We start from the raw sequence: 12570 nt of genomic DNA, 5'->3' as shown, positions 1-12570 counted from the left end.
GCCAACACGGATATCCAATGAACAGACAAGCCGCAACCCTCCTCGCGCAGGCCCAGAAGACCCTGCTGACGCCCTATGGCCTCGACGTTGCCGACCTGACGAAGGTCTTTGGCAAGATCATGGTGCATCAGGTCGATTATGCCGACCTCTATTTCCAGTACACCCGTTCCGAGGCCTGGAGTCTCGAGGAAGGGATTGTCAAGGCCGGCAGCTTCAGCATCGACGAGGGGGTCGGCGTGCGTGCCCTGTCGGGCGAGAAGACTGCTTTTGCCTATTCGGACGACATCAGCGCTCAGGCGCTCGGCGATGCCGCCGGCGCGGTGCGGGCGATTGCCGTTGCCGGCCAGCAGCGGCGCGTTCCGGCACTCAAGAAACGGAGCGGGCATGCCTTGTACGTGCCGCACGACCCACTGGCATCGCTCGACGCGGCCAGCAAGGTGAGCCTGCTCGAGCGGCTCGAGGCGATGGCGCGCGCCGAGGATTCGCGCGTGACGCAGGTCATGGCCCACCTCGCCGGCGAGTACGAGGTCGTCCTGATTGCCGGTAGCGACGGTCGACTGGCTGCCGACATCCGGCCGCTGGTCCGCGTTTCGCTGACCGTGATCGTCGAGGAAAAAGGGCAACGCGAGCAGGGCTCGGCGGGTGGCGGCGGCCGCACCGACTACGGCTACTTCACCGACGCCATGCTCGCCGGCTACGCACGCGACGCGGTGCATCAGGCGGTGACCAATCTTGTGGCTCGCCCGGCGCCGGCCGGCACCATGACGGTCGTCCTGGGTTCCGGGTGGCCCGGCATCCTCCTGCACGAGGCGGTCGGGCACGGACTGGAGGGTGATTTCAACCGCAAGGGTAGTTCGACCTTTGCCGGTCGCGTCGGCAGCCGCGTTGCCGCGCCAGGCGTTACCGTCATCGACGACGGCACGATCGCCGAACGGCGTGGTTCACTGAATATCGACGATGAAGGGAATCCGACGCAGCGTACGGTGCTGATCGAGGATGGCATTCTGCAGGGTTATCTGCAGGACGGCCTCAACGCACGCCTGATGGGTGTCGCGCCGACCGGCAATGGCCGCCGCGAGTCTTTTGCCCACCTGCCGCTGCCGCGCATGACCAACACCTCGATGTTGAACGGCGACAAGAGCGTCGAGGAAATCATCAAGTCGGTCAAGAAGGGAATCTACGCGGTCAATTTCGGCGGCGGACAGGTCGATATCACCAACGGCAAGTTCGTCTTTTCGATGTCCGAGGCCTATCTGATCGAGGATGGCAAGGTCGGTGCACCGGTCAAGGGCGCGACGCTGATCGGCAGCGGGCCGGAGGCGATGACGCAGGTGTCGATGATTGGCAACGACACCCGTCTCGACCCGGGTGTCGGGACCTGCGGCAAGGACGGGCAGAGCGTGCCGGTGGGCGTTGGCCAGCCCACCTTGCGCATCGACGGCCTGACGGTCGGCGGTACGGCGTAGTTCGCGCTCCGCGCAGCTCCAGCAGTTCGCCGGGCCCCCCAATACAGGCGTTGCGCGAGCTCTTGAGTGGGCGGTGCGAGTATTGAGGGGCGCTTGGCTCTTCCCGAGTACGGCGCGCAAGTCTGGCGCGGCTTATAATTCGCCGCAATCGTCGCTGTCGACCGGATTTTCCCATGACCCAAGTCTTCTCGAAGTTGTCCGCGGCACTGCTGCTGTTCTCGTGCTTCTTGCTGGCTGGCGCCGACGCTGCCGCTCTGGCAGCCGAAGAGAAACACGGCAGGGAGGCGACCCTGCACTACCACTTCCGGCCGATCGTCACCTTGCGGACGAGTCTCGTCGGTGCGAGCGCGGAGGATCGCGTGCGCCGCAGCCTGCTCCGCATCGAAAGTCTGACACCGAGCCAGATGGCGCAGCCGATCGAGCGGACGCCGTTTACCGTCGACGGTAAACGGGGGATCAGCCTGCACATCGGGCAGACAGTGCTCTTCAACGTCCTCGAAGGTGACCTCGACCCCGAGGAGAGGATTTCGCTTGAGGAAGCGGCGCAGCGGGCTGCTCAGGAACTCGCCGTTGCGCTGGAGGCGGCTGCTGCGCAGGGGCGTCCGCGAGTTCTCCTGACGGGAATAGGTCTGGCATGCCTTGCCACGGCAGTCGCCATGACCCTCTTCTGGCTGATTGGTCGTGCGAGGACCGTGCTGGTCGTTCGCCTGGAGCACTTCATCGATGCCCACAGCACTTCAAACAGGGTGCGCTGGGCGCGCCACGGCTGGCTGCTGGTGCAGCGGGTCACGCAACTGGTCATGGGTTTTCTCTGGCTGACCGTCGCTTATCTCTGGTTGACCTTCGTGCTGGCGCGATTTCCGCTTACGGAGCCGCTTGGCGACCGCCTCACCGAGTTCCTTTTCGGTCTGTTGGACACGCTCGGCACCGGCCTCGTGCATGCCATGCCGGCGTTGACGACGGCACTGATCATCCTGTTCCTCACCAAGGCCTTCAACGAAGCCCTCGGCAATTTCTTCAGGGCAGCCAAGGAAGGCCGAGTACAGGTTCCCGGCCTGCACCCTGAAACGGTGACGGCCACCCATCGGATCGTCTCGATTCTCGTCTGGGGACTCGGTATCGCCATCGCCTACCCGTTCATCCCGATGTCCGACAGCGACGCCTTCAAGGGCCTGTCGGTGATGTTCGGCTTCATGCTCACGCTCGGTTCCGCGGGGATCGTCAACCAGTTGATGAGCGGGCTGGTGCTGGTCTATTCGCGCGCGCTTTCGGTGGGCGACTTCGTCGATCTTGGCGAGACGGTCGGCGTGGTGAGCGAGGTCGGCGCGTTGTCGACCAAGATCATCAACATGCGCAACGAAGAAGTGACGATTCCGAATGCGGTTCTCGTCAGCAGCCCGATCAAGAACTACTCGCGCCTGGCCGGGGCGCGCGGCACGCTGGTGTCGACGAAAGTGACGATCGGCTACGACACTCCGTGGCGGCAGGTGCATGCGATGCTGATCGCCGCCGCCCAGCAGACTCCCGGCTTGCGAACGACTCCCAGCCCCTTCGTCTATCAGCGCAGCCTCGCCGACTGGTACGTCGAGTACGAGCTTTTCGCGCACATGGACAAACCGCTCGAGCGCGTGCCCGTGCTGTCGGCCCTGCATGCCAACATCCAGGACCAGTTCAATACCTATGGCGTACAGATCATGTCGCCGCACTTCGTTGTCCAGCCGTCCGGCAACGTCGTCGTGCCGCCCGAAAACTGGCGTCCGGCGCCGGCAGCCCCGGACACTCCGCACAGCGAGAGCTGAGACCCACGCCGCACCGCGGACCCTTTCCCGGGCTCCGCGGACTCCTGCCGCTGCGCGCCTTCCCAGGATTTTCCGATGCTCAGCTTCGCCGTTACCGTCTTCCTGTCAGCCTTTCTGCTGTTCCAGATCCAGCCGATCGTCGCCAAGATGATCCTGCCGTGGTTCGGTGGCTCCTCGTCGGTGTGGAGCATCTGCCTGGTTTTCTTTCAGGCCGAACTCCTGCTCGGTTATCTTTATGTACATCTGCTGCACGAGTCACTTTCGCCGCGGCGTCAGAACCTTGTGCATGGCGCACTGCTGCTGCTGAGTCTGGCGACGCTGCCGGTGATCGCCAGTCCGGCGGCGCAGGGGTCCGGGTTCGAGAATCCCACCTGGAACGTCCTGATCGTGCTCGCCGCCACAGTCGGCATGCCGTATCTGTTGCTGTCGACCACCGGGCCGCTGATGCAGGCCTGGTATGCGCGGTCGTTCAACAGCTTGATGCCCTACCGCTTGTACGCTCTCTCGAACCTGGCATCCATGGTCGCGCTGCTGAGCTATCCGGTGCTCGTCGAACCGTATTTTCCCGTTCGCTATCAGGGCTTGATCTGGTCGGTCGGCTATGCTTTGTTCGTTGTCGCCTGTCTGGGCAGTGCCTGGCAGTCATGGCAGGGTGTGGCGAGCGAGCGCGAAAGGACGGCGAGCCCCCCTGAGTCGACGCCTCGTCCTCCCTGGCGAGAGTGTCTGCTCTGGGTGGGTCTGGCGATGACCGCATCGATCCTGCTGCTGGCCATCACCCGGCATCTGACGCAGGACGTCGCGCCAGTGCCATTCCTGTGGGTGCTGCCGCTCAGCATCTACCTCCTGAGCTTCATTCTCTGTTTCGACGCGCCGCGCTACTACTATCGGCCGGGATTCCTGTGTGCGCTGCCGGTCGCCTTCGTGGCTCTCGACCAAGTGGTCGACAACCGCGGCATGTCGGTGCCGGCTCTGGTCGCGCTGCTGTCGGTCTCCTTGTTCGTCTTCTGCATGGTCTGCCACGGTGAACTGGTCAGGCGCCGGCCGCCGGTCCGTCACTTGACGCTGTTCTATCTGATGCTTTCGATCGGCGGTGCTCTCGGCGGCTCCTTCGTCGGGCTTCTCGCTCCAGCGCTGTTCAACGCCTATTTCGAGTTGCCGATTGGCCTGTTTCTCTGCGGCGCACTGGTGATCATCGTTCTCTGGCGTGAGCTCAAGCCGATGTGGCGCTGGTTGGCGCTTCTCGCCCTGCTCGCCTACGGCATCCGTCTGGGCGGGATCTCGGTCGATTACGTCGCCGATTACCGACGCGTTCTGCGCAACTTCTACGGCCAGCTGCGTGTCTCCGACGTCACTTACGAAGGACTGGGCGTCAGGCGGGCGATCTACCACGGCCGGATCAACCATGGCGAACAGTTCCTGGCGGTCGAGCACCGCCGACGGCCGACGGCCTACTATTGCGAGCTGTCGGGAATCGGTCAGGCAATTCGCAGCCTTGCCGGCGAGCAGCCTCGGAAGATCGGCATTCTTGGCCTGGGCGCCGGCACGCTGGCCACCTATGGTCGACGCGGTGATGAAATGCGTATCTACGAGATCAACGAGCAGGTCCTCGACCTGGCGCGCGAGGACTTCACCTACCTCGCCGACAGCGCGGCGCGGATCGTCCCGGTGCTCGGTGATGGTCGTCTGATGCTCGAGCGCGAGCCCGCACAGAACTACGATCTGTTGGCCATCGACGCCTTTTCCGGCGATTCGATCCCGACCCATCTGCTCACCCTCGAAGCCATGCAGGCCTACCTGCGGCAACTGAAGGACGACGGTGTGCTGGCGATACATGTTACCAATCGGTACCTCGATCTGCGACCTGTGGTCGCCGGTGCCGCCGCACAACTGGGCAGGACTGCCCTGATTGTCGATCTGGACCCGGATGACGGCGATCGCTTCTGCCGCCACTCGGTGTGGGTTCTGCTTGCCCAGCCCGAGCGAGCGGCGCAACTGGCGAAGGCGATGACGAAGGTCGAGCCGCTCCTTCCGCGGCCCGGCTTCAAGGTGTGGACCGATGATTTCTCCAATCTGTTGAACATTTTGAAGTAGGCCGTCCCGATGATCCGCTTTGCCACTACCGTTTTCCTGTCGGCCTTTCTGCTCTTCCAGATTCAGCCGATCATCGCCAAGATGATCCTGCCGTGGTTCGGCGGCGCCTCGTCGGTCTGGAGCGTCTGCCTGGTCTTCTTCCAGGCCGAGTTGCTGCTCGGCTATCTATACGTTCACCTGTTGCACGAGTCCTTGTCGCCGCGGCGCCAGAACCTGCTGCATGCCGCCCTGTTGGTGCTGAGTCTGGCCACCCTGCCGGTAGTTGCCAACCCGACTTGGGCGGCGACTCTGGAAAGCCCGACCTGGGGCGTTCTCGTCGTCCTTGCCGCGGCCGTCGGTATGCCCTATCTGCTGCTCTCGACCACCGGGCCGCTGATGCAGGCGTGGTACGCACGCTCGTTCGCGACGGTCATGCCGTACCGGCTGTATGCCCTGTCGAACCTCGCGTCCATGCTCGCCCTGCTGAGCTACCCGGTACTCGTCGAGCCGTATTTTCCGGTGCGCGATCAGGCGCTGGGTTGGTCGGCCGCCTACGTCGTGTTCGTGCTCGTGTGCCTCGCCAGCACCTGGTTGTCGTGGCAGCGGGCAGCCAGAGAGGAGATCCGGCCGACAACCACCAGCGACGAGCCGGCGCCACCTCCGGCGTGGGGTGAGTGTCTGCTCTGGGTTGGCCTGGCGATGACCGCTTCGATCCTCTTGCTGGCCATGACCCGCCAGTTGACGCAGGATATCGCCCCCGTGCCTTTCCTGTGGGTGCTGCCGCTCAGCATCTATCTGCTGAGTTTCATCCTCTGTTTCGACGCCCCACGCTATTACTACCGGCCAGGGTTCCTGCTGGCCCTGCCGCTTGCCTTCCTGGCCGTCGATAGGGTACTCACGGGCAGCAGCCTGCCGGTGCCGATTCTGGTCGCTCTGCTGGCGCTGTCGCTGTTCGTCTTCTGCATGGTCTGCCACGGCGAACTGGTCCGCAGGAGACCGGCCGTACGCCGTCTGACCTTGTTCTACCTGATGCTCTCGATAGGCGGAGCCTTGGGTGGAACCTTCGTCGGCCTGCTCGCCCCGGCGATCTTCAACGCCTATTTCGAACTCCCGATCGGCCTGTTTCTGTGCGCGGCGCTGGTGATCGTCGTTCTCTGGCGCGACCTGCAGTCGCGGTGGCGGTGGCTGCTTCTGGCGGCGCTGCTGGTCTACGGCTATCGTCTCGGCGATATCTCGGTCGATTACGTCAAGGAGTACCGACGCGTCTTGCGCAACTTCTACGGCCAGTTGCGCGTCATCGACGTCAGCGACGGCGACTTGGGCGTCAAGCGCAAGATGGTGCACGGCGTCATCTATCACGGTGAACAGTTCCTTTCGCCGGCGTTGCGCCGGCGACCGACCGCGTATTTCTGTGAGCTGTCGGGCATCGGCCAGACATTTCTTGGCCTGGCCGGCGATCAGCCCCTGAAGATCGGCGTCCTCGGCCTGGGAGTCGGAACGCTTGCCAGCTATGGCCGCAGTGGGGACGAAATGCGCATCTACGAGATCAACGAGCAGGTGCTCGATCTGGCGCGCAGCGAGTTCACCTACCTCGCCGACAGTGCCGCGCGGATCGTTTCGGTACTCGGCGATGCCCGTCTGATGCTCGAGCGCGAGCCAACCCAGAACTTCGACCTGCTGGTGATGGATGCCTTTTCCGGGGATTCCGTCCCCACCCACCTGTTGACCATCGAAGCGATGGAGGGCTATTTCCGCCACCTGAAACGCGACGGTGTGCTTGCTGTCAACATCAGCAACCGCTATCTCGATCTTCGACCGGTGGTCGCCGCGGCGGCCCATCGGCTCGGTCGGACCGCGCTGATCATCGAAGCCAGACCGGATCCGGGCGACCGCTTCTGCCTGTACTCGGTCTGGGTGCTGGTCGTGACACCCGAGGGCCTGGCGAGGCTGCCGGAGGAGATGAGAAGTGCCGAGAGGCTCGTACCCCGCCCCGGGTTCAGCGAGTGGACTGACGGCTTCTCGAATCTTCTCGGCATCCTGAAGTGAAGGGTGCGGCGACCGATCGGCAGCGGTAGACCTTCGATTGACGGTGCTTGATGGCGCGACATATACTGAAATCGGCGCTGTTGAGTTTCCTGTGCTTTCTCTTCTGGAGGAACGTCCATGCTGCCGCTGATTCCACTGGCTCTCTCCATCGTTCCCGAACTCATCAAGATGATTGCCGGCGACAAGGCCGGCGCGGTCGCCACTACGGTGGCGAACGTCGTGCAGGAAGTCACCGGAACTCCCGATGCGGCCGAGGCGCAGCGCAAGCTGGCCGCCGACCCGGCGCTGGCGGCGCAGTTGCGCGTGCGTCTTGCCGAAATCGCGCTGGAGACGCAGAAAGCGATGGACCTGGCGGCCGAGCAGCAGCGGCAGGCCGAGCTCGCGGCGATCCAGAAGGCGCTGGAGAATACGCAGGGCGCGCGCAGTACGATGGTGGACCTCGTCAAGTCCGGCAGCGCCATCGCCTGGGGCGCGCCGCTGGTCTCGGCAATCGTCACCGCTGGCTTCTTCATCTTCCTGATCGTCTTGATCCATACGGACCTCAGGGACAATCCGACGGTCGCCAACGTCATCAACATCACCGTTGGTGCGCTGGCCGCGGCCTTTGCCACGGTCGTGAATTTCTGGCTTGGGTCTTCGCAGGGGTCGCGCGACAAGGATGCGACCAATCGCTCACTCCAGGAAGCTGCGCTCAACCTGACGGCGTCGACGGCGGATCGGACCGAGCGTGCCGTGCAGGCGATTGCCGCGGCGGGGACGGCAAAGCAGGCCGCGCCGGCGGCGCCGACCGGCGACGCGAAGTTCGACAAGTGCTTGGCAGTGGTTCTCGATAGCGAAGGGGGCTTCAGTGACCACCCGCGCGATCGCGGCGGCGCCACCAATCTGGGCATCACGCTGCGTACCCTCGCCGACTGGCAGGGGCTGAAACTCGACGAACTCACCGCTGCCGACAGGGACAAGTTGCTTGCCGATCTCAAGGCGCTCACCCGTCGGGAGGCGGCCGAAATCTACCGCGCCAACTACTGGCTGCCGATGCGCTGTGGGGATTTGCCCGCAGGGATCGACCTGATGGTTTTCGACTTCGGCGTCAATGCCGGCTCGCGCCGGTCGGTGAAGCTGTTGCAGCGGGCAGCCGGGGTGACCGACGATGGCTCGGTCGGACCCAAGACGCTGGCGGCGGTGATGGCCGCCGATCCGCTGGCGATGATTGCCGAGATGGCGGACGAAAGGCTCGCCTACTATCGGTCGCTCGATAACTTCGATGCCTTCGGCGTCGGTTGGACCAATCGGACGCAGCAGGTCAGTGCTCTGGCGAGGGCGATGTCGGGCTGAGCGGCGCTTGCGTTACTGTTACTTCTTGTCCATTTCGCGCGCTGCCCGAATCATGTCCGCGTCAAGGACGGCAGTGTCGGTTCCATAGCAGCGGGTCATCTCGATTTCCTCGAACAGCGGCGCCTCGGCGCTGCGCTCGGCATGCGCAGACGTGCTCGCGCCGTAACGCTGCCCTTTCCAGCGGGCGATCATGATCTCCTGCTCCGTCAGCCCGGTCTTCATGCCAGCCGGGATGTCTGCACCAAGCTCGATGAGAACCTTGACGACTTCGTTGCGGCTGCCGCGAACAGCCATGGACAATGGGGACGTCGCTTGCGAGTTGTCCGGCAGGTTGACCTTGGCGCCGCGACTTACCAATTCGCGGACGATGTCGGCGTAGCCCATGAAGCAGGCGACGCCAAGCGGCAGGCCAGGGTCGCCGCGACCGTCGTCGATCTCGACTGAAGTGCCGGCATCAAGTACCGCCCGGACATCTTGAAGGCGGCCTGTTCGTATGGCTCTGAGCAGGTCAATGGCAGCGTTCACAATCGTTCTCCGATAAAGGCAACTTCAAGGCCGCAAGCGCTACAGCGTGTCGGTCCCGCCGGCAACCGCCGGCCGGCAGCGGAATCAGGTCAGAGGCTGGTCGCTGACGATAACGCCGTCGCCGTCAGCATAGATCCACTCCCCCGGTCTGAACGTCACGCCGCCGAAGCTTACGGCCAGATCGCGCTCGCCGACCCCCTTCTTGACACTCTTCAGGGGGTGCGTGGCGAGCGCACGGACGCCGATGTCGATCTGGCCGATGTCCCCGGAGTCGCGGATACAGCCGTACACGACGATTCCCTCCCACTGGTTCCTGTGGGCCAGAATGGCCAACTGGTCGCCGACCAGCGCGCAGCGCAGCGAGCCGCCGCCATCGATCAGCAGCACTTTGCCGTCGCCACTCCCGGCGAGCAGTTCGCGCACCAGTGAGTTGTCTTCGAACAGCTTCAGTGTGACGATCTGTCCGCTGAATTCGGGTCGCCCGCCGTAGCTCTGGAACATGGGCGCGACGACGCGCAGGCTGCCATCGCGAACCTTGTCTTCGTTGTTGTCGAGGAGGTCGGGAGTCTTGAAACTCATGGTGCTTGTCTCGTGTATTCAACGTCTTGGGGTAAAGGAAACGCCCCTGTATTCCTCCGCAGGGCGGCTGATGGTCGCTGCCTCAGGCGACGATTTCGGGTTCTTCCTCGAAGACCAGCCTGACGGTCTTGTCGTCGTTGAGGTCGACGGTGACGTGGCCACCGTTGGCCAGCCGACCAAACAGCAATTCGTCGGCCAGTGACGAGCGAATCGTGTCCTGAATCAGTCGAGCCATAGGTCGAGCGCCGAGGAGCGGGTCAAAGCCGCGGGCCGCGAGATGCTCCTTCAGCGCCGTGGTAAACACAGCTTCCACCTTTTTCTCGTGGAGTTGCGCCTCGAGCTGCATGAGGAACTTGTCTACCACCCGCAGGATGACGTCGTGGTCAAGCGCCCTGAAGGAAATCGTTGCGTCGAGGCGGTTACGGAACTCGGGAGTGAAGATGCGCTTGATTTCTACCATTTCGTCGCCGGCCTGCCGCGATGGCGTGAAGCCCATCGTCGTCTTCTGGATGGCCTCCTGCCCGGCGTTGGTGGTCATGATGATGACCACGTTGCGAAAGTCCGCCTTGCGCCCGTTGTTGTCGGTCAGCGTGCCGTGATCCATGACCTGCAGCAGGATGTTGTAGATGTCGGGGTGCGCTTTTTCAATCTCGTCGAGCAACAGGACGCTGTACGGTTTCTTGGTGACTGCCTCGGTCAGCAGACCTCCCTGGTCGAAGCCCACGTAGCCCGGCGGCGCACCGATCAGGCGCGACACGGCGTGACGCTCCATGTATTCCGACATGTCGAAGCGGATCAGTTCGTTACCGAGGCAGTACGCCAGTTGCTTGGCAACTTCGGTCTTGCCGACGCCGGTAGGGCCTGAAAACAGGAAGCTGCCGATCGGTTTGGTGGGATTGCCGAGCCCGGAGCGAGCCATCTTGATCGCCCTGGCGAGCGCGTCGATGGCGACATCCTGGCCAAAGACCACTGCCTTCAGGTCGCGATCGAGATTGCGCAGGTTGGTGCGGTCGTCGGTCGAGACGTGGGTCGAGGGAATGCGCGCGATCTTGGCAACGATTTCCTCGATGTCGATCTTGCCGATCAGTTTCTTCTGCCGCGACTTGGGGAGGATCCGTTGCGCAGCACCTGCCTCGTCGATGACATCGATCGCCTTGTCCGGCAGATGGCGGTCAGTGATGAAGCGCACCGACAGTTCGACTGCCGTGGTCAGCGCCGCGGCCGAGTACTTGATGCCGTGATGGGATTCGAAGCGCGACTTGAGACCCTTGAGGATTTCGATCGCTTCGGCGCTCGACGGCTCGTTCACGTCGATCTTCTGGAAGCGCCGCGACAAGGCGTGGTCCTTCTCGAAGATGCCGCGATACTCGTTGTAGGTGGTCGCACCGATGCACTTCAACTGGCCAGTGGAAAGCGCCGGTTTGAGCAGGTTCGACGCATCGAGCGTGCCGCCGGATGCCGATCCGGCACCAATCAGCGTATGAATCTCGTCGATGAACAGGATTGCCTGCGGGTTTTCGCTCAGTTGCTTGAGTACGCCCTTCAGGCGCTGTTCGAAGTCGCCGCGATACTTGGTACCGGCCAGCAGCGAGCCCATGTCGAGACAGTAGACATTGGCCTTGGCCAGAATCTCGGGGATGTCGCACTCGACGATCCGCCGCGCCAGCCCTTCGGCAATCGCCGTCTTGCCAACGCCGGCTTCGCCAACCAGGAGCGGATTGTTCTTGCGTCGCCGGCAGAGTGTCTGGATGACACGTTCCAGCTCCCGGTCACGACCGATCAGCGGGTCGATCTTGCCCTGCAAGGCAAGCGCGTTGAGGTTGATCGTGTAGCTTTCGAGTGGGCCGGCAGCGCTCTGCTGGTCACTTTCGGGCTCGCCCTCCTGCTCGCTGCGAGGCGCGCTCTGCGGCACCTTGCTGATCCCGTGCGAAATGAAATTGACCACATCGAGGCGCGTGACGCCCTGCTTCTGCAGGTAGTAAACGGCGTGCGAATCCTTCTCGCCGAATATGGCGACCAGGACGTTGGCACCGTTGACCTCCTTCCGTCCGGACGACTGCACGTGCAGGATGGCACGCTGGATCACCCGCTGGAAGCCCAGCGTTGGCTGGGTGTCGATTTCGTCCTCGCCGGAGACGGTTGGCGTGTGTTCGCCGATGAAGCGCACCAGATCCTTGCGCAGTTGTTCGAGGTTCGCGCCGCACGCGCGCAACGCTTCAGCGGCCGATGGGTTGTCGAGCAAGGCGAGCAGGAGATGTTCGACGGTGATGAACTCATGGCGTTTCTGCCGCGCCTCGACAAATGCCATGTGCAAGCTGACTTCCAGTTCCTGCGCAATCATTCAGTTTTCCTCCATTACGCACGCCAGCGGGTGCTGGTTGCTCCGTGCGAAGGTTGTCACCTGTTCAACTTTCGTCGCCGCCACGTCGCGCGGGAAAACTCCGCAGACGCCACGACCTTCGGTATGGACTTTGAGCATGATTCGCGTCGCGTGTTCTCGATCCATCCCAAAAAACCTCTGCAGAACCACGATAACGAAGTCCATCGGTGTGAAATCGTCGTTCAGCAACAGGACCTTGTACAGCGGAGGCGGTTTGAGTTGCGTAGGTCTTGCTTCGAGTAGGGAGCTATCCTGATGCTTTGTCGCCATGGGTCAATTCTAACCAGTCTTTCCGGATGCGCAATACCGACCTTGACCGATTTTGGACTGGGCGGCAGCGCGGCGAACGCTCGCTGCTCGAAAACACTTGACT

The 12570-nt window shown here is 63.1% G+C and carries 9 protein-coding genes; 5 read left to right on the top strand and 4 right to left on the bottom strand.

Features of this window, described 5'->3' with window-relative positions; genetic code table 11:
* Positions 1-17 precede the first annotated feature (17 nt).
* From tldD to CAP2UW1_RS24170, 5 genes are all read left to right on the top strand, one after another.
* A complete protein-coding gene (tldD, locus tag CAP2UW1_RS20190; RefSeq protein WP_015768473.1) occupies positions 18-1466 on the top strand; it encodes a metalloprotease TldD in 1449 nt (482 codons plus the stop codon).
* Positions 1467-1639: 173 nt separating this feature from the next.
* Positions 1640-3265, top strand: coding sequence for a mechanosensitive ion channel family protein (locus CAP2UW1_RS20185; protein WP_015768472.1), 1626 nt, complete (start codon positions 1640-1642; stop codon positions 3263-3265).
* A 75-nt stretch (positions 3266-3340) separates the two neighbouring features.
* On the top strand, positions 3341-5356 hold the full coding sequence (locus tag CAP2UW1_RS20180) for a spermidine synthase (protein ID WP_015768471.1): 2016 nt from the start codon (positions 3341-3343) through the stop codon (positions 5354-5356).
* Positions 5357-5365: 9 nt separating this feature from the next.
* Positions 5366-7381: a spermidine synthase gene (locus tag CAP2UW1_RS20175; protein ID WP_015768470.1), complete on the top strand. Its 2016-nt coding sequence runs from the start codon at positions 5366-5368 to the stop codon at positions 7379-7381.
* 117 nt (positions 7382-7498) lie between these two features.
* Positions 7499-8713, top strand: a complete 1215-nt coding sequence (locus CAP2UW1_RS24170; protein WP_015768469.1) for a glycoside hydrolase family 108 protein — start codon at positions 7499-7501, stop codon at positions 8711-8713.
* A gap of 18 nt (positions 8714-8731) precedes the next feature.
* On the opposite strand, the gene CAP2UW1_RS24165 is transcribed toward CAP2UW1_RS24170, so the two are convergent.
* The 4 genes from CAP2UW1_RS24165 to clpS all read right to left on the bottom strand — a co-directional run bounded on the left by CAP2UW1_RS24165 (position 8732) and on the right by clpS (position 12467).
* On the bottom strand, positions 8732-9238 hold the full coding sequence (locus tag CAP2UW1_RS24165) for an ankyrin repeat domain-containing protein (RefSeq protein WP_015768468.1): 507 nt from the start codon (positions 9236-9238) through the stop codon (positions 8732-8734).
* A gap of 84 nt (positions 9239-9322) precedes the next feature.
* Positions 9323-9817 carry a ribonuclease E activity regulator RraA gene (rraA, locus tag CAP2UW1_RS20160; RefSeq protein ID WP_015768467.1) on the bottom strand — a complete coding sequence of 165 codons (495 nt, stop codon included), beginning with the start codon at positions 9815-9817 and terminating at the stop codon, positions 9323-9325.
* Positions 9818-9899: 82 nt separating this feature from the next.
* Positions 9900-12158, bottom strand: coding sequence for an ATP-dependent Clp protease ATP-binding subunit ClpA (clpA, locus tag CAP2UW1_RS20155; RefSeq protein ID WP_015768466.1), 2259 nt, complete (start codon positions 12156-12158; stop codon positions 9900-9902).
* On the bottom strand, positions 12159-12467 hold the full coding sequence (gene clpS, locus CAP2UW1_RS20150; RefSeq protein ID WP_015768465.1) for an ATP-dependent Clp protease adapter ClpS: 309 nt from the start codon (positions 12465-12467) through the stop codon (positions 12159-12161).
* Positions 12468-12570: the final 103 nt, after the last annotated feature.

The organism is Candidatus Accumulibacter phosphatis, assembly GCF_000024165.1.
In the GTDB taxonomy this organism is placed as follows: Bacteria; Pseudomonadota; Gammaproteobacteria; order Burkholderiales; family Rhodocyclaceae; genus Accumulibacter; species Accumulibacter phosphatis.
The sequence above is the reverse complement of the archived record's forward strand: the minus strand, read 5'-3'. Positions and strand labels throughout refer to the sequence as shown.

Excerpts from the sequence above, each read along its gene's own strand:
- CAP2UW1_RS20175 (WP_015768470.1), top strand. The coding sequence starts at position 5,366 with ATGATCCGCTTTGCCACTACCGTTTTCCTGTCGGCCTTTCTGCTCTTC.
- tldD (WP_015768473.1), top strand. The coding sequence starts at position 18 with ATGAACAGACAAGCCGCAACCCTCCTCGCGCAGGCCCAGAAGACCCTG.
- clpA (WP_015768466.1), bottom strand. The coding sequence starts at position 12,158 with ATGATTGCGCAGGAACTGGAAGTCAGCTTGCACATGGCATTTGTCGAG.
- CAP2UW1_RS20185 (WP_015768472.1), top strand. The coding sequence starts at position 1,640 with ATGACCCAAGTCTTCTCGAAGTTGTCCGCGGCACTGCTGCTGTTCTCG.
- CAP2UW1_RS20180 (WP_015768471.1), top strand. The coding sequence starts at position 3,341 with ATGCTCAGCTTCGCCGTTACCGTCTTCCTGTCAGCCTTTCTGCTGTTC.
- CAP2UW1_RS24170 (WP_015768469.1), top strand. The coding sequence starts at position 7,499 with ATGCTGCCGCTGATTCCACTGGCTCTCTCCATCGTTCCCGAACTCATC.
- clpS (WP_015768465.1), bottom strand. The coding sequence starts at position 12,467 with ATGGCGACAAAGCATCAGGATAGCTCCCTACTCGAAGCAAGACCTACG.
- rraA (WP_015768467.1), bottom strand. The coding sequence starts at position 9,817 with ATGAGTTTCAAGACTCCCGACCTCCTCGACAACAACGAAGACAAGGTT.